Genomic DNA, 24,236 nt, shown 5'->3' with positions numbered 1-24,236 from the left:
GCCAGGGTAGTGAAAGTTCAGTTCGAGTGCTCGTGTTCGGAGGAGATCTCCGAGTTCACCCGCGGCGAGACCAGCCGGGGGGTCCACGTCGAATGCGGGAACTGCGGCGCGGTGTACGCCGTGACCATCACCGAGCTGGATTAGCGGGCGGCGACGCCGCCTCGAAGCGGAGCCGGACCGTGGTGCCGTCGTCGGTCGCGTCGAACCGGACGGTACCCCCCTGCGTCTCGCACATCCACTTCACGAGCCACAGCCCGATGCTGCTCGCGTGCGAGAGCGGCGTCTCCTCTTCGGCCTGTAACACCGCGCGCTCGTCAGAAGGGATCCCCGGCCCGTTGTCAGTCACCTCCAGGCAGGTGGTCGTCCCGTTCTCGCGGATCGTCGCCGACACGCGCCGCGTCGTGCCGTCGTTGTGCGTGACCGCGTTCTCGAACACCTCGCGGATCGGGAACTCGACGGAGTCGTCCGCGCGGATCCACGCCTCGGAGGGAGTTTCGACGGTGACCGCGACCCCCTCGGCGTCGACGACTCCGACCGCATCGTGAACCGCGTCGACGAGGTTTACGCGGCCGTCCGGCGGCTCGGGCGACGCGTCCTCGATCACCCGGAGCTTCTCGCTGATCGCGACGACGTCGTCGGTCGTCTCACGGATCGTCTCCAGGCACTCCCGGCTCCGCTCGTCGTCGATCCGGTCGGCCAACAGGTCGGTGTACCCCTGAATCACGTTGAGGTCGTTGCGCACGTTGTGCCGGAACACGCGGCTCAACACCTGTAACTGCTGGTTGGAGGTTTCGAGGTCGCTGCGGGCGTTCTCCGCCCGACGGCGGTGGTGCGTGACCGCGCCGTAGAGGAGCCCGCCGGACCCGGCGACGAGCAGCCAGTCCCCGAGAAGGCGCGTCGGCGTCAAGCCGGCCGCGGTCCCGTTCGCCGACGCGACCGCGAGGTCGAGCGCGACCGCAACCGCCACTCCGAGACAGAGGTACGTCGCCGTGAGCGCGGCCGCCGACCGCGCGTAGAGTAGGTCCGACAAAGATTTCATTTATATTTGATGTAACACCAAGCGAATTCGCTTCGCACGGAACACCTCGACGGCCGACGGCTTAAGTTTTGACCGCCGGACGCCGGGCGCGGCAGGCCGGACCCGTCACCACGAGGCGCAGTCGGCACAGACGAAGGCGTCCGCCTCGCGCCACCGACGCTCGACCCGCTCGCCGCACCGGTCGCACTCGGCGCCGTCGGCGTGCCACGTCGAGGTGGCGACCGCCGGGTCGGCGTCGTCCGGGTCGGCGTCGTCCGGGTCGGCGGCCTCGGCCGCGTCACCCTCCGCGTCGGCGGAATCGGCGGCGCCACCGTCCGAATCGGCCGAGTCGGCCGCCACGGAATCGGCTGTGGCATCCGCGTCGGCGGCGGCGTCCGAGTCGGTGCCAGCGTCCACGTCGGCGGCGACGTCCGCGTCGGCCGCGGCGTCCGAGTCGGCAAAGTCGTCGAGCGAGCGGTCCTCGGGCATCTACGCCTCCCGTCGCAGCCGGTCGACGACGTAATCGCGCTCCAGTTCGCCGAGGAACTCGCCGAGGCGCGGCCCCTGCGTGTCGTCGAAGAAGAGGCGGTAGCCCGCCGCGAAGAAGTCGCTCACTTCGACGTCGTGGTCGCGCGCGGTCTCGTACATCGCGCCCTGGATCTCCTCGCCGTCGTGGCCGGCCGCGACGAAGTCCGCGAGGTCGTCGAGCGCGGCGGCGACGGCCTCGTCGAACTCGACCGCGGGGAGGTCGGTCTGGAGCCGGTAGTCGTACTCGTTTTCCGTCCGCTCGGCCCAGTTCCGCGCCTGCTCGACGCGAGCGAGCGCGGCGGCGATCGCGTCGGGGTCGGCGTCGTCGGGGATGTGGCCCTCGTCGCGAGCGAGTCGCTCGCGGAAGTCGGGGTCGTCGACCATCCCGAGGACCGCCGCGAAGGTGTACGGCAGTCGGATCGGCTTCTCCGTCGGCGGGTCGTCGGGACGACCGACGACGAACGGGTAGGCGCGCTCGGCGAAGGCGGTGAGGTCCGGGTCGTCGACCTCGCCGAAGTAGGCGCGCTCGAACCGGTCGAAGCGGTCGACCAGCTGGTCGAGCCGCTTGATTTCGAGGTCGCGGGCCTTCTTCGGGTGGAGCGCGAAGAAGTACCGCAACACCTCGGGTTCGATCAGCTCCAAGAGCTCCTGGACCGTGACGACGTTCCCCTCGGAGGAAGAGAACGCCTCGCCGTTGAGGGTGAACCACTCGTACACCATCGGGACGGGCGGCTCCTCGCCGAACACGTTCCGCGCGACGTCGACGCCGGAGGGCCACGACCCCTCCGCGTGGTCCTTTCCGAACGGCTCGAAGTCGACGCCGAGGGCCCCCCACTGGGCGGGCCACTCCAGCCGCCACGGGAGCTTCCCCTCCCGGAACGTCGCGGTGCCCTCGTGGCCGCAGCCCTCGATGGTGTTGCCGCCGGCGTCCATGTCGGTACAGACGTAGTCGACGGTCTCGCTATCGAGGTCGACCGCCGTCACCGTCTCCGTGACCTTGCCGCAGGCCTCACAGACCGGGTTGAACGGGACGTACTCCCCGTCGACCTTGTCCTGGTACTGGGAGAGCACCTCGCGGACGCCCTCGACGTCGGCGAGGACCGTCCGGAGCGCGTCGTCGAACGTCCCGTCGGCGTACAGCTCCGTGTTCGAGAGCATCTCGACGGGGACGTTCAGGCGGTCGGCGTCGGCCTTCAGCAGGCCCGCGAAGTGGGCCGCGTACGACTCGGCCTCGCCGAACGGGTCCGGGATCGCCGTGTACGGCTTCCCGAGGTTGCGGCCGAGCGCGCCGGCGTCCACCTCGCCGAGCCCGACGATCTCGCCGTCCGCGTTCGCCAGCTTGCGCGGGACCTTCCGCAGCGGGTCCTTGTCGTCGGAGGTGAACACCTGCCGGACCTCGTGGCCGCGGTCGCGCAACACCTCGGCGACGAAGTAGCCGCGCATGATCTCGTTGAAGTTGCCGAGGTGCGCGACGCCGGACGGCGAGACGCCGCCCTTGATCACGATCGGCTCGTCGGGCTCTTGGGCTTCGATCTCGTCGGCGACGACGTCGGCCCAGAAGGCGTGGAAGGTTCCGGCGGACTCCTCGGCGGCGTCCCCCTCGCCGTCGACCTCTCCCTCGTCGAGCGCGGTCTGCTCGGAGAGGATGTGCGGGGAGTCGTCGGGGGCGGCGGACGCGTCATCGATCGCGGCGTCGTCGGTCGCGGACTCGCCGGCCGCGTCGTCTGCGCTCATCGCTCCTCCGTCCAGTAGTCCGGTTCCTCGCCGTCGACGGGGACCACGTCGGTCCCGGTGTGGTCGCCGCGTAACACGGCGTCGACGACGGCGGTCGGGTCGGTGCCGTCTAAGACGATCGACCGGATCCCAGCCCGGTCGATCAGCTTCGCGGCGAGCAGGTCGACGGGCGCGGACGCGCCCGCGTCCCGGCTCATCGGGAGGACGACCTCGACGAGCTCGGCCGGCGACAGCGACGCGAACTGGGTCGCGTCGGGGTCGGCGTTGGGGTCGGCGTCGTACACGCCGTCGGCGCTCGTGGCGTACACGAGCAGGTCGGCGTCGACCGACTCGGCGAACGTGGCGGCGACCGCGTCGGTCGTCTGTCCCGGCGTGACGCCGCCCATCACCGCGACCTCGTCGCGGCGGAGGGCCGCGGCCGCCTCCTCGGTGTCGACCGCGGGCGCGAGGCTCGCGCGGTCGCCAAGCGCGGCGATCAGCAGCCGGGCGTTGAGCCGGGTCGTGCCGATGCCGAGCCGGTCGAGCTCCACCTCGTTGGCCCCGATCTCGCGGGCCGTCTCGATGTACTCGCGGGCGACGCCGCCGCCGCCGACGACGACCCCGACCTCGCAGCCGTCGGCCGCCAGCCGTTCGATCGCCTCGGCGTACGCGGCGACGCGCTCGGGGTCGAGGTCCGGCGCGAGCACGCTCCCGCCGATAGAAACGACGACTCTCATTGGCGACGAGTACCCCTGTCGCGGGCTTAAGGATTGTCAAGCCCGGTCGCGGCGGCGGCCGACGCCGGGACGCGGATCCGGCCCGACGGATCGACCGGGAAACGCCTAAGCCGGTCGCGGCCCGCTCTCGGGTATGCGACCGATATCGATCGTCGGCGACGGGGCCCCGACGCTGGCGCGCCGGCTCGCGGCCCGGCTCGACGGACGGGTCGCCGTCGTGGAGCGCGGCGACGACTCGCCCGACGGAGACCGAAGCGAACCGGACCCGAGCGAACCGGACCCGAGCGACCCGGCCGCGGACGGCGGGGTCGTCGACGGCGGGGCCCTCGACCCGGCGCAGCGTCCCGACGCCGACACCGATATCGCGTTCGACGCCGACGGAAACTGGCGCGGTCGGGGGAGCGTCGAGGGGTTCGACGACCTGCTCGACGGGCTCGCGCCCGACCACGACTACCTGCTGGCGGTCGGCGAGTCGCGGCTACGCGTGCCCGCGGTCCTCCTCGGTCCGGATCCGGACCCCGAGAGCGTGCCGGGGACGGTCCTCGCGACGGCGAGCTCTCCTGACGAGGTCGACCTCGACGGACTCGTCGCCGCCCTCGACGACGCGGCGCCGTGGATCACCCGGGAGACGCTGGTGGAACGCGTCGAGGCCTCAGCGGACGCGGAGCGGTCGGGCGCGATCGCCACGTTCACCGGCCGCGTGCGCGCTCGCGACTCCCCGGACGACGGCCGGACGACGCACCTCGCGTTCGAGAAGTACGAGGGCGTCGCGGAGGCGCGGATGGACGACATCGCCGACGAGCTCGCGGACCGCGACGGCGTCTTCGACGTCCGGATGCACCACCGAACCGGCGTGATCGAGGCCGGAGAGGACATCGTGTTCGTGGTCGTGCTCGCCGGGCATCGCCGGGAGGCGTTCCGCGCGGTCGAGGACGGGATCGACCGGCTGAAAGACGAGGTGCCGATCTTCAAGAAGGAGGCGACGGAGTCGGAGACGTTCTGGGTCCACCGGCGGGACTGAACGGCGTGTGCGGGGCGGATTTCGGCCGGCGCACCGAAGGGTCTGCCAACCGAATGCGGCCGGGAACGGCCCGTGGGACGACCGCGCGAGGAGCGCGCGGTCGCAGCGAGACGAAAAACAACCAGAGTAATTTGCCGCCAAATGCCGGGCGAACGCGGCGGTGACGAATGACTCGCTTACCGAGTGGTAAGCACCAAAAACGCTCTCAGAACCGATTATAAAATATCTGCGGCGTTTTAGAATCGTTATAAAGAGTCCGTCAGACACGTTTTACTCCGTCGAGTTCGGTGAAACGCCCTGAAACCCCCTGAACGTCACCCAACGGTGTAGCCTTTATAACACCCTCTGGCGGCAAGCGTGGGATGTACCATGAGCGCGACAGCGAACCCCTCCACGAACGCGAGCGCGAACGACGACCGCAGCAAGGAAGAGCGGCTGAAGCAGTACCTGCTCGACCGCGCCCAGGACGGCGAGATGTACTTCAAAGGGAAGTTCATCTCCGAGGACGTCGACCTCTCGCCGAAGGAGATCGGCGCCCTGATGGTGAAGCTCCGCGACTCCGCGACGGAGCTCACCGTCGAGAAGTGGTCGTACACGGGCGCGACGACCTGGCGCGTCGAGCCCGCCTGAGGCTCCCCGTCAGCCGACCGACGCTCGCGGCATCGGCCCCGGCGCAGGGCGCCGCACCGAATTCGGCGCCCCGGTCCCCGCCCCGCGCTTTCCTCACCGCGACGCGTGTCCGTCACACGACCCGGACGGACCACGGGTCTCCCGTTTCCGGTTCCCTCACCCGCCGACGCGGGGTTTATACTCGCCGGCCAGTTACCACGTGACGATGCCAGAACACGAGGACGCGGCGGCGGCCGGCGACGGCGCGCCGCGTCCGGAGCCGCTCCGGACGTTCTTCCGGATCGACGAGGTCCGCCGCGAGGACGGTCGCGTGCGATACCGCGGCGAGTCGTACGTCCCGGAGCGGACGCTGCTGCGGAAGCTGACCCCGCACTTCCGCGAGGCGGGGTACGAGGTCGACGTCGAGGTCGTCGACGACGGGCACATCGTCGTCGCAACGCCGTTCGACCGCGGCCGCGATGGGATCCCGTGGGTGAACGTCGCCATGTTCGCGGCCACCGTGCTGTCGACGCTGTTCGTCGGCGCGTACGGCTGGTACTACATCCCGTTGGCGGAGATCCAGTCGAACCCGCTGGCGCTGCTTCAGGCGTGGCCGTTCACCGCCGCCGTCCTCGGCGTGCTGATGACCCACGAGCTCGGCCACTACGCCGCCGGTCGCTACCACGGCGTCCCCGTCTCGCTCCCGTACGTCATCCCCTTCATGTTCCCGTTCGGCACGCTCGGGGCGGTGATCCGCATCCGCGGGCGGATGCCGTCGCGGAAGGTCCTCTTCGACGTCGGCGTCGCCGGACCGATCGCGGGGCTGGTCGCGACGGTGATCGTGACCGCGATCGGCCTCTCGCTGGACCCGATCCAGGTGCCCGCGAGCGCGTCGGAATCGGGAGCGGTGATCCGGTTCAACAACCCGCCGCTGTTGAACATCATCGCCGACGCCCTAGGCCAGACGACGAGCTACGGGGACCCGGGACTCACCACGCACCCGGTGGTGATGGGCGGGTGGATCGGGATGTTCTTCACTCTCTTAAACCTCCTCCCGGTCGGCCAGCTTGACGGCGGCCACATGGTTCGGGCGATGCTCGGGCCGCGTCAAGAGACCGTGGCGGCGCTCGTCCCCGGCGCGTTGCTCAGCATCGCCGCCTACCTCTACTTCTGGCGCGGGCTCGGGCTGAACGAATCCGTCGGACTGTGGGCGTTCTGGGGCGTGTTCGCGGCGGTGATCGCGTACAACGGCCCGGCAGACCCGACCGACGAGGAGGGACTGGGCCTGGTCCGGGTCGCGGTCGGCGTCCTCACGTTCGCCGTCGGCGCGCTCTGTTTCCTCCTCGTGCCGATCCAAGTCATCGGCGCGTGACGACGCGATGACCCGAATCCTCTCGCCGCTGCGGGCGCGGCTCGAACGCCTCGGCTTCCGGACGCTGTACCGCCTCGCTGACCTGACGTACGCGCTCGGCGTCGCGACCCCGAAGCGGACCGTCGCCGGCGCCTACTGGAGCTACGAGCCGACGAATCCACACGGCGACGACCCCGGACTCGCCGCCCTCGACCGCCTCCCGGACGACGCGGTGATCGTCGACGCCGGCGCGCACGTGGGCGAACACGCGATTCCGCTGGCGCGCGACACCGACCGACGGGTGGTCGCGTTCGAGCCGAACGGCGAGAGCGCGGACCGATTGGCGCGCAACGCCGACCGAAACGGGCTCGGCGGCCGGAACGGATCCGACGGACGGATCGACCTCCGTCGGGCCGGGGTCGGCGACGCGAACGCGACGCTCACCTTCTACCGGTCGACGTTCTCGAAGTGCTCCGCGTTCGACCGCGAGTCGGCGACCAGGTGGGGCGCGACGATCGCGGGGACGGAGTCGGTCCCGATCCGGCGGCTCGACGACCTCGTCGAAGGGGTCGACGGCGCGGCGCCGGGCGCCGCCGACCCCGTCCCGCCGCCGGACGCGATCAAAGTCGACGTGGAGGGCCGCGAGGCCGCCGTCCTCCGGGGGGCGGCGGGAACGTTCGCGACCCACCGGCCGCTGCTGGTCGTCGAGGTCCACAAGGCGGGAGCAGCGGACGGAGACTCGGCGGGCGGCAGCGCGGCGGGCCCAGCGAGCGCCGGCCTCCGCGAGTGGCTCGCGGCTCGGGGCTACGCGGTCGAGGCGGCGGAAGACGTCTGGATCTGTCGGCCGGTCGAGGCCCCCGACGCGCCGGGGTGACTCAGTCCTCGCGCCGGTTCTTCATGCCCTGCCTGGTGAACTGCGGCGTGGTGCGGAGCCCGCGCTTCTTCCGGAACGACCGGTACAAGGCGATCGCGAGCGGCGCGGCCAGCGCGAGGACGACGAGCGCGAGCCGCCAGTTGTTCGCGAACGAGTAGAGGATCGTCGCCGAGAGGACGCCGACCGCGAGCAGCACCGAGTAGGCGATCCGCATCGCCAGCTTCTCTAACACCTTGGTGTCGTCCTCTAACACGACGTTGACCGTCAGGTCGTCGCGGTTGGCGCGGTCGAGGAACTCGTCGGCCTTCGGCGGCACCGTGAACAGCGCCTCGGTCGTCCGCTGGACCTGTCTGCCGGCGTCCTCGGCGAGGTCGCGGGCGGTCTGCTCGTAGTACCCCTCCTCGCGGAGGTAGTCGGTGGCAGTCGAGATGAAGTCGAACTCGGGGTCGAGCGTGACGCAGACGCCCTCAACGACGGTGGCGACCCGGAGGACCAAGGCGAGGTTCGGCGGGAGCCGCAGCGGGAACTCGTAGATGGTCGACTCCACCTGCTCGATGATCTGGTTCACCTGGTACTGCTCGATGTCCTCGCCGCTGGCGTCGGCGATGGCCAGCTCCATCACGTTCCCCATCACCTCGCGGTCCGCCTCCGGCGAGAGGGTACCCATCGCGATGAGCGTGTCGAGGATGCCGTCGATGTCCTGGCGCGCGACCGCGACGTAGAAGTCGACGATCTTCTCCTGAACGAACGGGTCGACCCGGCCCGCCATCCCGAAGTCGTAGAATATCACGGCCCCGCCGTCCGTGACGGCGAGGTTCCCCGGGTGGGGGTCGGCGTGGAACACGCCGTCTTCGATGATCATCTGGAGGTACACCTCCTGGAGCGTCTCCGCGATCTGCGTCCGGTCGTGTCCCGCCTCGTCAAGGGCGTCGATGTCGCTGATCTTCGCGCCCGGGACGTACTCCATCGTGAGCACGCGCGGCCCGGAGACCGACTCGTACGTCTCGGGGATCCGGATCCGGTCCTCGTCGGCGAAGTTCCCGCGGATCTCCTCGAGCATCGTCCGCTCGCGCTCGTAGTCCATCTCCTCGCGGATCGTCTTCGCGAACTCGTCGGCGAGGTTCTCCAACGAGAACGCCCGGCCGGCGCCGGTGAACCGCTTGACGAGCGGGATCGACCAGCGGATCGTCCGGAGGTCGGCCTCGACGAGCGACTCGATCCCGGGGCGGCGCACCTTCACCGCGACCGGGTCGCCGTCGTACTCGGCGGTGTACACCTGCCCGAGGCTCGCGCCGCTTATCGGGTCGCGGTCGAAGTCGTCGAACGTCTCGTCGACCGGCCCGAACTCGTCTTCGAGGACGACCTTCGACTCCTTCCAGGGCGCGGGCGGCACGTCGTCTTGGAGCCCCTCCAGCACCTCGATGTACGCGGGCGGGAGGATGTCGGGCCGCGTCGAGAGGATCTGCCCGAGCTTGATGAACGTCGGGCCGAGCGTGAGCAGGATGTCGAGCAGTACCGCCGCGCGCTCGCGCTGGGTCTCGGCGTCGACCTCGCGGCTCCCGCCGAACAGAAAGTAGCGGCGGCTGTCACGCCAGTAGGCGACGATCAGCGGCGAGAACCGCCGCAGGACGACGACGAACCGCCAGTAGGCGCGAAGGTTTACCAGCGTGACCACCCGTCAGGCGTCGCCCTCGTCGTCCGCGTCGTCGACGGGGATGGTCCGGGAGACGTCGGATTCCCGCTTCGGCAGGGAGATCTCGAGGACGCCGCGGTCGATTTCGGCGTCGGCGCCCGTGCCGTCGGCGTCGCTCGGGAGGGGGAGTTCGGCGTCGAGGAACAGGGGGCGGTCCTCGCGGACGTACTCGAACCCCTCGGGGACCGACTTTTCGCGGCGCCCCTCGATGTCGATGCGCCCGTCCTCAACGAGTACCTCGGTGGTCTCGGCGGCCGCGCCCGGGAGGTCGACGACGAGGACGTACCCCTCGTCGGACTCGAGTAGGTCCGCAAACACCGCGTCCGGGAGGTCCCGGAGCGCGTCGCGTAGCGCTGACATAGAGGGAGATAGGGTCGCCGCGGCGAAAAACCTGTGGAAAGTTCGGACCTGACCGCGGGCCCGCGGCGGGCGGTCGCGAGCGCGGGAGACGGCCTCGAATCAGTCGTCGTCCCCGATGTCGAGGTCGAACTTCCCGAGGTCCTCCCCCTGTGACTCCCCGGGGAGGATGTCCCCGAGGCCCGCGCCGAACGCGGCCGGGGCCCAGACGACCGCGATCCGGCCGAGCCGTTCGATCGGGGTCGGGTCGCCCTCGTGGAGCCGGCCCCAGAACAGCAGCATGGCCGCCGACGTGGCGAGCGAGACGAGGAGGACGCCCGCGTACCGGCGGGGGACGACGCCGAGGATCGGGTGTCGGATCGTGATCTGGCGGAAGTCGGCGAAGTAGAGGAGCCCGGCGGTCGCGAGGAAGATGAAGCCGACGTGACCGACCAGGAGGACCGGAACCCCGGCGACGGTCGTCGCCGCGAACCAGGCCGCGATCTCGAAGACGCCGCCCTCGACGAGCAGGGGGAGCGCGAACAGCACCGCCCCGACGAACGACTCGGCCAGGTCGCGGGAGGTGTACTTGGTGATCCGCTGGGCGAGCGCGCTGGTTCCGGGCATCCGCTCGACGAGCGAGATCGTCTCCCTGACCTTCTCGCGCTCGTGCCCCTCGTCGACCGTGTCGCGCAGGGCGTCGAGCTTCGCAAGCAGGTCGTCGATGTCGGGCTCGTCGGGGGCGCGCTCGGCGGCGAGCCGGTCTCCCGACCCCTCCGGACCGCCCGCCCGCCCCGCGTCCCGTTCGTCGCTGTCGACCATGTGCCTCCGCGGCGCGCGAGCGACCTAAAAGGACGCCCTCGCGGCCGCCGCGGGCCGCTCGGCCACCGACGGCCGCGTCGCGGCTACAGCCGACCGAGGAACTCGGAGAGTGCCTCGTTGAACGCGGTCGGCCGTTCGAGCATCGCGAGGTGGGCGGCGTCGGGGAGTTCGACGTACTCCCCGGCCGGAATCCCGTCCGCGAGGTACTCGTGATAGGCGGGCGGGGTGAGCTCGTCGTGCGTGCCGACGAGCGCGAGCGCCGGGGCGTCGACCGCGTCGAGGCGGTCCCGGACGTCGAAGCGGTGGCACGTCAGGAAGTCGCGCTCGGTGACCGCCCGTCCGCACGCGCGCATCGACGCCTCCGAGAGGTCGACGTACTCGGCGGGCGCGTCGTGGAACAGTCGGTCCGGTTCGTGGAGCAGCGAGACCGCCCGGTCGAAGTCGTCCGCGAGCGCGTCGCGGAGGGGCTCGGCCACCGCGAGCTTCGCGCCCGTGCCCGCGAGGACGAGGCCGTCGAGCGCGAGCTCGCGCTCCAGGGCGACCCACAGCGCGACCGCGCCGCCGAGGGAGTTGCCACAGAGGACGGTCGCGTCCGCCTCCTCCGCGACCGCGACGACGTCGTCCGCGTACGCGTCGAGCGTCTCGCGCCCGGCGGGCGTCGCCACGTCGTCGCTGTCGCCGTGCCCGGAGAGGTCGACGGCGACGCCCGGGAACCGGTCGGCGATCCGCGCCTGCGACTTCCAGACGTCCTTCGTGCCGCCGCTGCCGTGGACGAAACACGCCGTCGGCCCGTCGCCGCCCCGGTCGAAGCGGCGGTACGCCGTTTCGCGCCCGTGATGGGTCACTCGTTCCATGTCCGGTGGGTTCGCCGCCGAGGGTGATAAACGACGGCGGGGTCGGACCGCGGTCGGCGCCCCGCGGTCGTGGCCCGCGATCCGAACGGGTGACGGGACACGACGCCGACCGCCGGACGGCGACCGCTCGGGGCCGATCGGGCCCGAACCGCTACACTACCGATAGCACAGAGACACACTCACGTCTTGCGATTTTGAGCATTAGGTTTAAATATCTACGCGACTAACTCGTAGTTAGGATGAATCACATACAGACCCGATCGACCGGCGACGGCGCGCTGCTGCGTCGGTACGAGTACGACGACGGCTGGATCGTCGCCGCCGACCTGGGCGTCGACGACGAGACCGTCACCGTCGACACCGTCGGTGACACCGCGATCGTCGTCGTGGAGGGACCGGACGGGCCGGTCGAATCGGAGCTCGAGCTGCCCGGCGCGGCCGCGGACGCGGTCGTGAACAACGGCGTGCTCACCGTGGAGGGCGAGCGATGAAGCTCACCGTCAAGCCGCTGAAACAGAAGGACGCCGGTCGCCGCCTCGCGGCGATCGACCGCGTCGCGGCCGACGAGCTCGGGCTCTCCGGCGGCGACATCGTCCGCGTCGAGGGTGCCGACGGGGCCGCGATCGCCCGCGTCTGGCCCGGCTACCCCGAGGACGACGGGACCGGCGTGATCCGCATCGACGGCCGCCTCCGCCAGGAGGCCGACGTGGGGATCGACGACCGCGTGACCGTCGAAGACGTCGACGTCTCGCGGGCGGACGCGGTGACGATCGCCTTCCCGAGCCAGCTGCGGGTGCGGGGGCAGATCGCCCCGTTCATCCGCGACAAGCTCTCCGGGCAGCCCGTCACTGAGGGACAGACGATCCGCACCTCCCTCGGCTTCGGGCTGATGGGCGGCCAGTCGCAGGCGGTCCCGATGAAGATCGCCGAGACGAGCCCGGGCGGCACGGTCGTCATCACCGACGAGACGGAGATCAGCATCTCCGAGATCTCCGCCGAGGAGCTCGCCGACCGCGGCGACGCCGCGGGCGGAACCGGCGAGGGCCCCGACGTCACCTACGAGGACATCGGCGGGCTCGACGACGAGCTCGAGCAGGTCCGCGAGATGATCGAGCTCCCGATGCGGCACCCGGAGCTGTTCAAGCGCCTCGGCATCGACCCGCCGAAGGGCGTCCTGCTCCACGGCCCGCCGGGCACGGGCAAGACGCTGATCGCGAAGGCGGTCGCCAACGAGATCGACGCCAACTTCCACACGATCTCCGGCCCGGAGATCATGTCGAAGTACTACGGCGAGAGCGAAGAGCAGCTCCGCGAGGTGTTCGAGGAGGCGTCCGAGGAGTCGCCCGCCATCATCTTCATGGACGAGCTGGACTCCATCGCGCCCAAGCGCGAGGAGGCCGGCGGCGACGTGGAGCGTCGCGTCGTGGCCCAGCTGCTCTCGCTGATGGACGGGTTAGAGGAGCGCGGCGAGGTCGTCGTCATCGGGGCGACGAACCGCGTCGACGCCATCGACCAGGCGCTCCGACGGGGCGGCCGCTTCGACCGCGAGATCGAGGTCGGCGTCCCCGACCGCGACGGCCGCAAGGAGATCCTCCAGGTCCACACGCGGAACATGCCGCTGACCGAGGGGATCGACTTAGACGAGTACGCCGAGAACACCCACGGCTTCGTCGGGGCCGACCTCGAGTCGCTCGCTAAGGAGTCCGCGATGCACGCGCTGCGGCGCATCCGGCCCGAGATCGACTTAGAGAGCGACGAGATCGACGCCGACGTGCTGAACAGCATCCAGGTGACCGAGTCCGACTTCAAGGAGGCGATCAAGGGGATCGAACCCTCCGCGCTGCGGGAGGTGTTCGTGGAGGTCCCCGACACCACCTGGGAGGACGTGGGCGGCTTAGCGGACACCAAAGAGCGGCTCCGCGAGACGATCCAGTGGCCCCTCGAGTACCCCGAGGTGTTCGAGGAGCTGGACATGCAGGCCGCCAAGGGCGTCCTGATGTACGGCCCGCCGGGCACGGGGAAGACCCTGCTCGCGAAGGCCGTCGCCAACGAGAGCGAGTCGAACTTCATCTCGATCAAGGGGCCGGAGCTTTTGAACAAGTACGTGGGCGAGTCCGAGAAGGGCGTCCGCGAGGTGTTCAGCAAGGCCCGCGAGAACGCGCCGACGATCGTGTTCTTCGACGAGATCGACTCGATCGCGACCGAGCGCGGGAAGAACTCCGGCGACTCCGGCGTCGGCGAGCGCGTCGTCTCCCAGCTGCTGACGGAGCTCGACGGGCTCGAATCGCTGGAGGACGTCGTCGTCATCGCGACGACGAACCGCCCGGACCTCATCGACTCGGCGCTGCTCCGCCCCGGCCGCTTAGACCGGCACGTACACGTGCCCGTCCCCGACGAGACGGCGCGCCGCCGGATCTTCGAGGTCCACACGCGGAACAAGCCGCTGGCGGACGACGTCGACCTCGACGCCCTCGCCCGGAAGACCGAGGGCTACGTGGGCGCCGACATCGAGGCGGTCGCCCGCGAGGCGTCGATGAACGCCTCCCGGGAGTTCATCGGGAGCGTCACGCGCGAGGAGGTCGGCGAGTCCGTCGGCAACGTCCGCGTGACGATGGAGCACTTCGAGGACGCGCTGAGCGAGGTGAACCCCAGCGTTACCCCCGAGACGCGCGAGCGCTACGAGGAGATCGAAAAGCAGTTCAAGCGGTCGGAGGTCGACCGCACCGAGGCCGAGCCGGGCGCTGCCTTCCAGTAGGGCGGCGGCCCGATGCGGTCCGGGGGTCGGTTCGCTCGCGGCGATTGTTTTAGACCAGGCCGAGCGTCGACAGCAGGTAGAAGACGGCGACGACGACGATGCCGATTGTGACGAGCCGCCACGCGAGCTTCAGCACGAACTTGCCGACGACGATGATCAGCGCGACGGCGACCAACGCGACCAGCAGCTGCCCGACCTGACTGCCGAGCAGCGCGGCCTGTGCCGGCGCGACGAGTCCCGCGAGCGCGAGTGACGATGCGGTCATGTCCGGTGCCACGGCGAGGTCGGGCATAAGCTTGTGGGACGAGGAGCGAGCCGGGTACGAATTCTGATAGGTGTGTGGTAAAAACGACGCCGAGTTCGGACGCGGGCTCGTCGGCGCGATCACTGTGGAGGCGCCAGCACCCGATGTCGCCGACGGAACGACCACCGAACAACCCCCCTTGTGTTCCGGTGGGGAGCCGCTCTCCTACTGCGGTTTGTTCGATCTTCGACCAGTTTCACTCCGGTCTACCTATGCTTATGTGTCCGGAGTCCCTTTCTTGCCGACGTACCGTATTCAGCGTCAGACGCACCGGGCAGACGTTACATATCGAATCGGACACGTAGACGCCGGGCGGGTCCGAACATCCGAACCTACAAGGGCCCGCCTCGCCAGTACACCAACACTACAGATGACCCATATCTCACGACAACCCAGCGGGGTGACCGCCGAATGAGCAGCGACGGCGTCTCCGCCGACGGAGTCGAACTGCCGATCAAACGAACCACGGGCGACACCATGGAGGAGCGGCTCACGGGCAACGCCTACCAGAACATCCTGCCCGCGCGCTACCTCCGGAAGAACGCGGACGGCGAACCGATCGAAGATCAGGAGGAGCTGTTCGACCGCGTCGCGCGCAACGTCGCGCTCGCGGAAGCTGTCTTCGAGGCCGAAAAGCAGGGCGTCGAGGTCACCGTCACGCCCGCCCAGCTGAAGCCCGACCACCCCCGGCGCGACGAGCTCGCCGAAGAAGTGTTCGGCGCGGGGACGACCGCCGACGACGACGCGGAGACGACGCTCACCGCCCACAACGTCAACAAGTTCGCGTACGAGACCGTCGTCCCCGAGCTGCCCGACGAGGTGCGCGACCATGTCGAGGCGACCGCGGACCGGTTCCGTGACGGGATGGAGTCGCTCTCGTTCATGCCGAACTCCCCGACCCTGATGAACGCGGGCGACGAGCTCCAGCAGCTCTCCGCCTGCTTCGTCGACTCGCCGGGCGACGACATCACCGATATCCACCAGACCGCCAAGGAGGCGGCCGAGGTGTTCCAGTCCGGCGGCGGCATGGGGTACGCGTTCTGGAAGCTCCGCCCGTACGGCGACGCGGTCGGCTCCACCGGCGGTATCGCCTCCGGCCCGATCACGTTCATGCGGACGTTCGACCAGATGTGCGAGACGATCGCGCAGGGCGGCGCGCGCCGCGGCGCCCAGATGGGCGTCATGCGGATCTCGCACCCGGACGTCATCCAGTTCATCCACGCGAAGAACAAGGACGTCTCGCTTGCCCACTCGCTGCGCCTGAACGACCCCGACGACTTCACGCACAACTCCTTCGCGGACGCCTTAGAGGAGGCCCGTGAGCTCATCGACGAGGACGGGAAGGTGCCCGAACACCTCCGGAACGCGGTCGAGGGCCACCTCTCGAACTTCAACATCAGCGTCGGCGTCACGGACGAGTTCATGGAGGCGCTGGCGAACGACGAGGAGTTCACCTTCACCAACCCCCGCACGGAGGAGCCCCACGTCGCTACTCCGGAGACAAAGGAACTCTACGATATGTTCGGCCTCGGCGAGCACGTCGAGGTCGGCGAGGTCCTCTCCGTCCCCGCGGCCGATATCTGGGACCACATGATCGAGGGCGCCCACGAGAACGGCGAGCCGGGCGTCGTCTACCTCGAGCGGATCAACAAGGAGCACTCCTTCGACGTCGAGGAGAACCCGGACCATCGGATCCTCGCGACGAACCCCTGCGGCGAGCAGCCGCTCGAAGAGTACGAGGCGTGTAACCTCGGCCACATCAACCTCTCGACGCTCGCGGACCTCGACGCGCCGGACTGGCGCGTGTGGTCCGACGAACACGCCGACGAGTACGACTCCGAGGCGGCCGCGGTCGAGGCGTTCTTAGAGGAGGCGATAGACTTCGAGGAGTTCGAAGAGCGGATCGACTACGGCACCCGCTTCCTCGAGAACGTCGTCACGATGTCCGACTTCCCGGTCCCGGAGATCGAAGAGAAGGTCCGCGACATGCGGAAGATCGGGCTCGGGATCATGGGGCTCGCGCAGCTGTACGTCCAGCTCGGCGTCCGCTACGGCTCCGAGTCGGGCAACGAGATCGCCCGGCAGCTGATGACCCACATCAACCACGAGTCGAAGCTCGCCTCCCACGAACTCGCCGAGGAGCGCGGGACGTTCAACGACTGGGAGGACTCGAAGTACGCGAACCCGACGGAGTACAGCGACTGGTTCGAACACTACACCGGGCTCGACGCCGACGACTGGGCGGACGGCTTCCCGATCCGCAACCACAACACGACGACGATCGCCCCGACGGGCACGACGTCGATGATCGGCAACACGACCGGCGGCTGCGAGCCCATCTACAACGTCGCCTACTACAAGAACGTCTCCGACGACGTCCAGGGCGACGAGATGCTCGTCGAGTTCGACGACTACTTCTTGCGCACGCTGGAGGCCAACGACGTCGACGTCGACGCCGTCAAGCGGGAGGCGCAAGAACAGATGGCCGCAAACGAGTTCGACGGCGTCGAGGGGCTCGACACCGTGCCGGACGCGATCGGCGAGCTGTTCGTCGTCACCGGCGACCTCTCCGCGAAGGACCACGCCGGCGTGCAGGTCGCCTGCCAGAAGGGCGTCGACTCCGCCATCTCGAAGACGGTAAACGCGCCCAACGACTCCACGCTGGGCGACGCCAAGGAGGTCTTCGAGTACATCTACGAGAACGGCGGGAAGGGCGTCACCTACTACCGCGACGGCACCCGCTCGAAGCAGGTGCTCACGACGCGCGCACAGAACACCGAGTTCGCCGACGAGAGCGAGGCGGCCGAGACGATCGTCGAGCAGATCAACGAGGTCTTCGGCGGCGTCGAGTCGTTCCTCGACAACGAGGACGTCCGCGCGGCGATCGACGCGGAGGTCGCGGACCTGCTCGAAGCCAGCGAGCAGCCGCGGATCGACTACAGCGAACGGAGCCCGCGCCCCGACTCGCTGTCGGGCGTTACCCAGCGCGTCGAGACGGGCTACGGCAAGCTGTACGTCACCATCAACGAGGACGAGCAGGGACTGCCGTTCGAGCTGTTCGCGAACATCGGCCACTCCGGCGGCTACACCAACTCCTTCACGGAGGCGCTCGCGAAGGTCATCTCGACGGCGCTGCGCTCCGGCGTCGACCCCGAGGAGATCGTCGACGAGCTTCAGGGCACCCGGAGCCCGAAGGTCGCCTGGGACAAAGGCGAGCAGATCCAGTCGATCCCGGACGCCATCGGCACCGCGCTGCGGCGCTACCTCGACGACGACGTCGACAAGGGGATTCCCCAACAGCAGAGCCTCGACGACGTCGAGGAGGCCGCGTCGGGCGCGAGCCCCCCGAGCCAGACGGACGGCGGCGCGGTCGACGCCGGGACGGCGACCGACGCGCCGAGCGCGGGCGGTCCCGGTCCGGCGGCGGAAGACGACGCCGCCGGCGCCGACGACTCGACGCAAGAGCTCATCGCGGCGGGCGAGTCGCCCGAGTGTCCCGAGTGCGGCGGAATGAACCTCTACTACTCCGAGGGCTGCAAGACGTGCGAGTCGTGCGGCTGGTCGGAGTGTTAGGCGGGTAGCGGGGACCGCGACGGCGGCCGGTCCTACGCCTCGCCAATCGGCGCGAGCCGTAGTTCCTTGCTTGCGGGGTCGAGGTCGTCCCACGAGACGGAGCCGGCGTCGACGATGTTCTCCGGTTCGAGCGCCGGGTCGCTCAACACCAGTCCGGCGGTGAACTCCGGCGGTCGCGACTCCTCCGTCGGCGCGGGGGCCTCGCCGACGGGGTTGGCGCCGGGGCCAGAAGGGGAGCCGACGACGATGCTGCCGACCATGCCGAACAGCTCGTGTGGCGCACACATGATGTTGTGGACCCCTTCCGTTTCGAACGTGTAGAGCCAGTACTCGTCGACGCTCAGGATCGGCGACGAGTACGCCGGCACCGAGTCGGGCACCCGCTGGGTGTAGCCGAACGCGGGGTGGTACGCGTTGACGTTGTGGTGGGGCGTCGCCAGATCGAACCGGACGGTGTCGCCGACATCGACCGCGAGACCGGTCGGCTCGAAGTAGAACTCCGGGATCGGTGTATCCTCGCGCGGGCGGATCAACAGCTGGACAGTGTGGTCGGGCTCGACGGGCGGCGAGTCGTCGCCGGTGCCGACGTAGCCGAACCGAGTGTCCATCGCCGAGTCCTCCGTCTGTCGAGTCGTCGTGTCGTCGGTCATGTCGTCGCTCGAATCGTCGTTTCGTCCGTCGTCCTGTGCGCCGGAACAGCCGGCGACGGCCGGCATGGCCGCCGCGCCGATGGCGGCCAATGCCCGTCGCCGCGTCGTTCGTCGCGACCCCGAACGGGTCTGTCGCTCCCGGCTCGCGAACATTGCGGTGTGTTGATACGACCACGTGATAAAAACGATATCGGTATGCGTAACGCTATCGTTAAAATGCGAATTTATGGACTTCTGTAGGGTTTAGTACGGGAAGTAACGAAAGAAGGTGGCGGCGAGACACCGCGAGTCCGCGTCACCGCGACGCGGGGTCGCGACCGGTCAGTCGTCTTCGAGCGCCTGCGCGATGCGCTGGAGCTGCCGGGTCGCGTCGCGGACCTCGTCGCGGAGCTGGCGCACCTCGCGGACGAGTTCCTCGTTGCCGCCGTCGTCGCCGCGAGCGCCCTGCTCGCCGGGCGCGCCGGGACCGCCGCCCATGCCGGGCGGGCCGCCCGCGCCGCCGGGGCCGCCGCCGCCGCCCATCATGCCGGACATCATCTGCGCGAAGGGGTTGCCGCCGCCGCCACCGCCCATCCCCGGCGGGCCGCCGCCGCCCATCATCTCTTCGGGGTCGGGCCGGTCGCCCTCCTCGCGCTCCTGCTCGCGTCGCTCGCGGATCTCCTCGACGCGCTCGCGGAAGGACTTCTCCTCGCCGTCGTCGCCGTCGGCGGAGTCGCCCTGTTCGCCGGCATCGCCGTTCTCGGGGTCGGTGGCGTCGTCGTCTGCCATGCGCCACGGTTCGGCGGCGCCGCCGAAAAGGGTTGTCGTGGCGTCCGCGACGGTGTATTTATAAGTGGCCGGCGGGCCGCCGCGAACGGCGGAGGACGGCCGCTGTCTCGACGGATGGCCGCCGACGTCTCGCCGGAGGGTCGATGCCGGCGTCAGGTCCGCACCATGCGGTGGCAGTTCGGACACTCCGTCGCCTCCGTGTTCCCGCCGGCCGCGGGCACGTGGTCGCCGCAGTTCGGACACCGCGTCCGGGTGCGGGCGTACTCCGTGCTCGACCGAACCGCGGAGTGGTCGGTGTCGTCGCTCATGCCTGAGTGATACTCTCTATCACACAAATAGGTTTCCGACATATCCCTAAAACACCATTTAGGCCGCAGAGGCGGCCGACGCCCGCGCGCGGCCTACTCGTGGCCAGAGACGCGGACCGGCTCGTAGGGCGCTTCGAGCCACTCCAGATCGGAGTCCGAGAGGTCGATGTCGAGCGCCTCGACCGCGTCTTCGAGGTGTTCGACGCTCGTCGTGCCGACGATAGGCGTGTCGACCGACTCCTTGTGGAAGAGCCACGCCAAGGCGATCTGTGCCATCTTCACGCCCTTCTCGGCGGCGAGCTCCTCGACGCGCTCGTTGACCTCGCGTCCGCCGCCCTCGCGGTAGGGGTGCGCGTAGAGGTGCTCTTCGGTCTCGCCGCGGAGCGTCGCGTCCACGTCCTCGTGCGGGCGCGTCAGGTAGCCGCGCGCGAGCGGGCTCCACGGCATCACGCCGACGTTCTCCTTCTCACAGAGCGGGAGCATCTCGCGCTCCTCCTCGCGGTACGCGAGGTTGTAGTGGTTCTGCATCGTGGCGAACCGCTCGTACCCCTCGCGCTCGCTCGTGTGGAGCGATTCGGCGAACTGGTGGGCCCACATCGAGGAGGCGCCGATATACCGCACGTCGCCGCGTCGCACGGCGTCGTCGAGCGCGGCCAGCGTCTCCTCGATCGGCGTCTCGTCGTCCCACCGGTGGATCTGATAGAGGTCGATCGTGTCGGTGCCGAGCCGGTCGAGGGAGTTCTGGAGCTCCTGTTCGATCGCCTTCCGCGAGAGGCCGCCCGAGTTGGGGTTTGACTCGTCCATCTGGAAGTACCCCTTCGTGGCCACGACGAACTCGTCGCGGTCGTACCCGTCGAGCGCCTCGCCGAGGACGCGCTCGCTCTCGCCGTTCGAGTACATGTTGGCGGTGTCGAAGAAGTTCACCCCGAGGTCGATCGCGCGCTCGACGAGCTCTTTCCCGTCTTCCTCGTCGAGGACCCACTCGCGCCAGTCGGAGTCGCCGAAGCTCATACAGCCGAGGCAGATCTTCGAGACGGTCACGCCGGTGTCGCCGAGAGTCGTGTACTCCATACTCGTCCCAGTTCGAGGCGAGACAAAAAGCTACGCGCGGCGGCGGTCGCGGAGCGACGGTCGAGTCAACGCGGTAGCGGTCGCGGAGCGGCGGTCGAGTCGACCCGCCGGTCGGCGCGAGCGCGCTAGAGGTCCCGGAACGACGCCGTGTACACGAGGAACGCGCCGGTGAGGAGGACGAACGCGAGGAACGTCACGAGCGCGAGCACGTTCGCGACCGGCGAGAGGGGGGCGAGGAACGACTCGCCGGTCGAGTCGAGCACCAGGACCGCGAGGAGGGCGGCGATCAGCCCGAGCAGCCAGTTCGTGAGGATGTCGTCCATGGCTCGCCCGACACGGGGCGGCGACAAAAAGCCGCGGATGCCGCGGCAGTGCGGAGGGGCGTCGGAGCTATGCCGCTGGCGCCCCTGAGTCTCATCGTGAGCGACCGGACGACCTGCTGGCTGCTCGGCGACCAGCTCAACCCCGACCTCGACGTCCTCGACGCAGCCGACGACGTGCTGCTGATCGAAGCGCACGGCTTCGCCGATCGAAAGCCGTACCACGCCCACAAGCTGACCCTCGTGTTCTCGGCGATGCGGCACTTCCGCGACGAGCTCCGCGAGCGCGGCCACGACGTGACGTACCTGCGAGCGGACTCGTTCGGCGACGGGCTCGACGCTTTCTTCGCTGAGCGCACGGCCGGGGCGGCCGACGGCCGCGACGGCGGCGCCGACGGTGACGGCGACACCGACAGCGACGGACCGCACCTTCAGCTGATGCGCCCCGCGAGTCACGGCGCCGGCGAGCGGCTCCGCGAGCACGTCGCCGAGCGCGGCGGCACCCTCGAACTCGTCGACAACGAGCTGTTCTGGACGACCCCCGGAGACTGGCGGGCGTGGACCGGCGGGGAGGAGACGGAGATCGGCGCCGACGGGGCGGCCGAGCGCACCTACCGACAGGAGAACTGGTACCGACACGTCCGCCGCGAGACGGGCGTGTTGATGGCCGACGGCGAGCCCGTCGGCGGCGAGTGGAACTACGACGACGACAACCAGGAGACGCCGCCGGAGGGGTGGGAGCCGCCCGCGCGGCCGACGTTCGAGCCGGACGAGCTGACCCGCGAGACCCACGCGTGGGTGCGCGAGCGGTTCGACACGTGGGGGAACGACTCGCTCGACGAGTTCGCGTGGCCGGTCACCCGCGACGAGGCGCGCGAGGCGCTCGACCGCTTCGTCCGCGAGGGGCTCCCCGCGTTCGGCCGGTATCAGGACGCGATGGTCGGCGGCGAGCCGTTCTGCTCGCACTCGCTGTGCTCGCCGGCGATCAACCTCGGGCTGCTCGACCCGCGCGAGCCGGTGCGGGCCGTCGAGCGCGCCTACGCGGAGCGGGGCGTCGAGCCGGGCGCGTACGACCCCGCCGAGCACGGCGGGGGCGGCGCGGCGGCGACGTCGCTCGACGACTTCGGGGACGACGACTCGGACGAGGAGGGGCCGAGTGGCAACGACGCGGCCGGTGGCGGGGAGGAGACGGAAGCGGCGTCGAGCGGCGACCTCGCCCCCGTCCCGCTCAACGCCGCGGAGGGGTTCATCAGGCAGGTGATCGGCTGGCGGGAGTTCGTGCGCCACGTCTACCGCGAGGCGATGCCCGAGCTGGCCGACGCGAACCGGCTGGAGCAGTCGCGGGACCTCCCGCCCGCCTACTGGGACGGCGACACCGACATGCGGTGTCTCTCCGAGGCGGTGGGTCACGTCCGCGAGTACGGCTACGCGCACCACATCGAGCGGCTGATGGTGCTCGCGAACTTCGCGCTCGTCTACGGCGCCGACCCGGCGGAACTGAACGAGTGGTTCCACCTCGGCTTCGTCGACGCCTACCACTGGGTGACGACGCCGAACGTGGTCGCGATGGGGTCGTTCGGCACCGACGTGCTCTCCTCGAAGCCGTACGCCTCCTCGGGGAGCTACGTCAACCGGATGAGCGACCACTGCGCGGACTGCCGGTACGCCGTCTCGCGGACCACGGGCGAGGGCGCGTGCCCGTTCAACGCGCTCTACTGGGACTTCTTGAAGGAGAACGAGGAGACGCTCCGGGGCACCGGCCGGATGGGCCTGATGTACTCGCACGTCGACAACAAAGACGACGCGGAGTGGGAGTCGATCCGCGAGCGCGCGGATCGGGTGCGCGAACTCGCCGGCGAGGGGAAGCTGTAGCGCCTACTCGCCGCTCGCGAGCCGGCGCAACCGCGGGAGCGCCTGCTCGTAGCCGAGTCCGACGAGCCCCACGTACAGCGCGATTAGCCCCATGCCGACGGCCCACGCGCCGAGGACGAGGTCGCCGCCCGAGGCCGCCGAGAGCCCGAACTGTTCGAGGACGACGCCGACCGCGGCGGCCGCGCCGGCGCCGACGGTGACGGCGAGGAGTTCGACGAGTTCGACCGCGACGGCGGGTACTTCGACCATATCTGAGAGGAACGGTCGGCGATTATGAGCTTTTCGGGAGCGCGGTGAACCGCCGCAGTCGGCTCATTTCAGTCCGAACGACCGCATGGCGGTGTCGACGAGCCCCTTCGCTATCAGCGCGAGGCCGGCAATGAGGAGCAGTACGGCGCCGGCGATGACGGGATCGCGGACGGCGATGATACCGACGGCGACGAAGACGACGAAAACCCCGGCGATGCCTTCGAGACCGAGCGTGTCGCGCATGTCGTCTGGTGATCCTCGGTCGTTGTTAAAACGGAAGGATCTCGGCGGCGGAGAGCGGCCCTTTTATTTCCGCGAGCGCGTATCACCGCGTACGCATGAGCAACGGAGACGGCGGCGGTCGGAACGACCTCCGGATGCCCGACGACGACGAGGTGTTCGCGGAGGTCGTCGAGATGCTCGGCGCGAACCGCGTCAAGGTGCGCTGTGCGGACGGAAAACAGCGAACCGCGCGCATCCCCGGTCGGATGCAAAAGCGGGTGTGGATCCGCGAAGACGACATCGTCCTCGTCGAGCCGTGGGACTGGCAGGACGAGAAGGCCGACATCTCGTGGCGCTACGAGAAGAGCGAGGCCGAACAGCTCCGCGAGGAAGGCCACCTCCAATAAGTCGGTTCGCGCGGATCGGCGGGAGAGGTCGCCGGAATCCCGGCCGCTTATTTATAAGTATCTGACTACGGATCGGCGGTGAACGCCGTCAACGTCCCGGCCGCTCGGAGGCACGCGCCACCGCCTATCGGAAAGTAACGCTGCCGTCGCGGCGCTCACGCCGTTTTTAAGTCCGATCGGC

Annotated in this window: 26 protein-coding genes; 10 read left to right on the top strand and 16 right to left on the bottom strand. The window is 69.5% G+C overall.

The annotated features are described in order from the left end of the window. Window positions 1–9 precede the first annotated feature (9 nt). Window positions 10–144 (top strand): hypothetical protein, encoded by a 135-nt coding sequence (locus F3H13_RS16490; RefSeq protein WP_006114415.1) that lies wholly within the window; start codon window positions 10–12, stop codon window positions 142–144. Here the strand turns inward: F3H13_RS16490 and F3H13_RS03250 are convergent. From F3H13_RS03250 to pyrH, 4 genes are all read right to left on the bottom strand, one after another. Next, window positions 128–1,039, bottom strand: coding sequence for a sensor histidine kinase (locus F3H13_RS03250; RefSeq protein WP_149797628.1), 912 nt, complete (start codon window positions 1,037–1,039; stop codon window positions 128–130). The two genes, F3H13_RS16490 and F3H13_RS03250, sit on opposite strands and share 17 nt — an antisense overlap. A gap of 105 nt (window positions 1,040–1,144) precedes the next feature. Further along, window positions 1,145–1,507: a DUF7573 domain-containing protein gene (locus F3H13_RS03245; RefSeq protein WP_149797627.1), complete on the bottom strand. Its 363-nt coding sequence runs from the start codon at window positions 1,505–1,507 to the stop codon at window positions 1,145–1,147. Beyond that, entirely contained in the window at window positions 1,508–3,280 is a 1,773-nt protein-coding gene (gene lysS, locus F3H13_RS03240) for a lysine--tRNA ligase (protein WP_149797626.1), read from the bottom strand. Next, on the bottom strand, window positions 3,277–3,996 hold the full coding sequence (gene pyrH / locus F3H13_RS03235) for a UMP kinase (RefSeq protein WP_149797625.1): 720 nt from the start codon (window positions 3,994–3,996) through the stop codon (window positions 3,277–3,279). The genes lysS and pyrH overlap by 4 nt, the downstream gene beginning before the upstream one ends. A 133-nt stretch (window positions 3,997–4,129) precedes the next feature. Here pyrH and F3H13_RS03230 point away from each other — a divergent pair, with 133 nt between their 5' ends. From F3H13_RS03230 to F3H13_RS03215, 4 genes are all read left to right on the top strand, one after another. After that, entirely contained in the window at window positions 4,130–5,017 is an 888-nt protein-coding gene (locus tag F3H13_RS03230; protein ID WP_149797624.1) for a molybdopterin synthase, read from the top strand. A gap of 369 nt (window positions 5,018–5,386) precedes the next feature. After that, window positions 5,387–5,647: a DUF7123 family protein gene (locus F3H13_RS03225; protein WP_004597322.1), complete on the top strand. Its 261-nt coding sequence runs from the start codon at window positions 5,387–5,389 to the stop codon at window positions 5,645–5,647. A gap of 205 nt (window positions 5,648–5,852) precedes the next feature. After that, the gene (locus F3H13_RS03220; protein WP_149797623.1) at window positions 5,853–6,998 is read left to right on the top strand and encodes a site-2 protease family protein; all 1,146 of its coding nucleotides are present in this window, start codon (window positions 5,853–5,855) and stop codon (window positions 6,996–6,998) included. A gap of 7 nt (window positions 6,999–7,005) precedes the next feature. Further along, the gene (locus tag F3H13_RS03215) at window positions 7,006–7,851 is read left to right on the top strand and encodes an FkbM family methyltransferase (protein ID WP_149797622.1); all 846 of its coding nucleotides are present in this window, start codon (window positions 7,006–7,008) and stop codon (window positions 7,849–7,851) included. A gap of 1 nt (window position 7,852) precedes the next feature. Here the strand turns inward: F3H13_RS03215 and F3H13_RS03210 are convergent, their stop codons facing one another. The 4 genes from F3H13_RS03210 to F3H13_RS03195 all read right to left on the bottom strand — a co-directional run bounded on the left by F3H13_RS03210 (window position 7,853) and on the right by F3H13_RS03195 (window position 11,556). Further along, on the bottom strand, window positions 7,853–9,526 hold the full coding sequence (locus F3H13_RS03210) for an ABC1 kinase family protein (RefSeq protein WP_149797621.1): 1,674 nt from the start codon (window positions 9,524–9,526) through the stop codon (window positions 7,853–7,855). Window positions 9,527–9,529: 3 nt separating this feature from the next. Then, a complete protein-coding gene (locus F3H13_RS03205) occupies window positions 9,530–9,904 on the bottom strand; it encodes an Hsp20/alpha crystallin family protein (protein ID WP_149797620.1) in 375 nt (124 codons plus the stop codon). A 99-nt stretch (window positions 9,905–10,003) separates the two neighbouring features. Further along, a complete protein-coding gene (locus F3H13_RS03200; RefSeq protein ID WP_149797619.1) occupies window positions 10,004–10,702 on the bottom strand; it encodes a DUF2391 family protein in 699 nt (232 codons plus the stop codon). A gap of 83 nt (window positions 10,703–10,785) precedes the next feature. Further along, on the bottom strand, window positions 10,786–11,556 hold the full coding sequence (locus F3H13_RS03195; protein ID WP_149797618.1) for an alpha/beta fold hydrolase: 771 nt from the start codon (window positions 11,554–11,556) through the stop codon (window positions 10,786–10,788). Between the two features lie 239 nt (window positions 11,557–11,795). Here F3H13_RS03195 and F3H13_RS03190 point away from each other — a divergent pair, with 239 nt between their 5' ends. Together F3H13_RS03190 and F3H13_RS03185 are read left to right on the top strand one after the other, a co-directional pair. Beyond that, window positions 11,796–12,047: an Hsp20/alpha crystallin family protein gene (locus F3H13_RS03190; RefSeq protein WP_149797617.1), complete on the top strand. Its 252-nt coding sequence runs from the start codon at window positions 11,796–11,798 to the stop codon at window positions 12,045–12,047. Continuing rightward, on the top strand, window positions 12,044–14,311 hold the full coding sequence (locus tag F3H13_RS03185) for a CDC48 family AAA ATPase (protein ID WP_149797616.1): 2,268 nt from the start codon (window positions 12,044–12,046) through the stop codon (window positions 14,309–14,311). Before F3H13_RS03190 ends, F3H13_RS03185 begins: the two co-directional genes overlap by 4 nt. 49 nt (window positions 14,312–14,360) lie before the next feature. Here the strand turns inward: F3H13_RS03185 and F3H13_RS03180 are convergent, their stop codons facing one another. Next, window positions 14,361–14,603, bottom strand: a complete 243-nt coding sequence (locus F3H13_RS03180) for a hypothetical protein (RefSeq protein WP_149797615.1) — start codon at window positions 14,601–14,603, stop codon at window positions 14,361–14,363. A 423-nt stretch (window positions 14,604–15,026) separates the two neighbouring features. Here F3H13_RS03180 and F3H13_RS03175 point away from each other — a divergent pair, with 423 nt between their 5' ends. Then, window positions 15,027–18,188, top strand: coding sequence for an adenosylcobalamin-dependent ribonucleoside-diphosphate reductase (locus tag F3H13_RS03175; protein ID WP_149797614.1), 3,162 nt, complete (start codon window positions 15,027–15,029; stop codon window positions 18,186–18,188). A 32-nt stretch (window positions 18,189–18,220) separates the two neighbouring features. On the opposite strand, the gene F3H13_RS03170 is transcribed toward F3H13_RS03175, so the two are convergent. The 5 genes from F3H13_RS03170 to F3H13_RS03155 form a co-directional block, all read right to left on the bottom strand. After that, window positions 18,221–18,991 carry a cupredoxin domain-containing protein gene (locus F3H13_RS03170; protein ID WP_223174365.1) on the bottom strand — a complete coding sequence of 257 codons (771 nt, stop codon included), beginning with the start codon at window positions 18,989–18,991 and terminating at the stop codon, window positions 18,221–18,223. Window positions 18,992–19,159: 168 nt separating this feature from the next. Further along, window positions 19,160–19,606, bottom strand: a complete 447-nt coding sequence (locus F3H13_RS03165) for a hypothetical protein (protein ID WP_149797613.1) — start codon at window positions 19,604–19,606, stop codon at window positions 19,160–19,162. Between the two features lie 152 nt (window positions 19,607–19,758). Beyond that, the gene (locus F3H13_RS16085) at window positions 19,759–19,914 is read right to left on the bottom strand and encodes a hypothetical protein (protein WP_188127984.1); all 156 of its coding nucleotides are present in this window, start codon (window positions 19,912–19,914) and stop codon (window positions 19,759–19,761) included. 93 nt (window positions 19,915–20,007) lie between these two features. Then, the gene (locus F3H13_RS03160) at window positions 20,008–20,985 is read right to left on the bottom strand and encodes an aldo/keto reductase (protein ID WP_149797612.1); all 978 of its coding nucleotides are present in this window, start codon (window positions 20,983–20,985) and stop codon (window positions 20,008–20,010) included. Window positions 20,986–21,110: 125 nt separating this feature from the next. Continuing rightward, entirely contained in the window at window positions 21,111–21,308 is a 198-nt protein-coding gene (locus tag F3H13_RS03155) for a hypothetical protein (protein WP_006114436.1), read from the bottom strand. A gap of 96 nt (window positions 21,309–21,404) precedes the next feature. Between F3H13_RS03155 and F3H13_RS03150 the strand changes: the two genes are divergently transcribed. After that, entirely contained in the window at window positions 21,405–23,177 is a 1,773-nt protein-coding gene (locus F3H13_RS03150) for a cryptochrome/photolyase family protein (RefSeq protein WP_149797611.1), read from the top strand. A 3-nt stretch (window positions 23,178–23,180) separates the two neighbouring features. Here the strand turns inward: F3H13_RS03150 and F3H13_RS03145 are convergent, their stop codons facing one another. Together F3H13_RS03145 and F3H13_RS03140 are read right to left on the bottom strand one after the other, a co-directional pair. Further along, complete coding sequence (locus F3H13_RS03145; protein WP_149797610.1) at window positions 23,181–23,426, bottom strand: hypothetical protein; 246 nt, start codon at window positions 23,424–23,426, stop codon at window positions 23,181–23,183. 63 nt (window positions 23,427–23,489) lie between these two features. Beyond that, complete coding sequence (locus tag F3H13_RS03140) at window positions 23,490–23,669, bottom strand: DUF7470 family protein (RefSeq protein ID WP_149797609.1); 180 nt, start codon at window positions 23,667–23,669, stop codon at window positions 23,490–23,492. Between the two features lie 95 nt (window positions 23,670–23,764). On the opposite strand from F3H13_RS03140, the gene eif1A reads away from it, so the two are divergent. Continuing rightward, complete coding sequence (gene eif1A / locus F3H13_RS03135) at window positions 23,765–24,055, top strand: translation initiation factor eIF-1A (RefSeq protein WP_004597376.1); 291 nt, start codon at window positions 23,765–23,767, stop codon at window positions 24,053–24,055. The last annotated feature ends 181 nt before the right edge of the window (window positions 24,056–24,236 follow it).

The sequence above is a fragment of the Halorubrum xinjiangense genome, from assembly GCF_900102375.1.
Lineage (GTDB): Archaea > Halobacteriota > Halobacteria > Halobacteriales > Haloferacaceae > Halorubrum > Halorubrum xinjiangense.
Note: the sequence above shows the minus strand (reverse complement) of the source record. Positions and strands in the feature narration are given on the sequence as shown.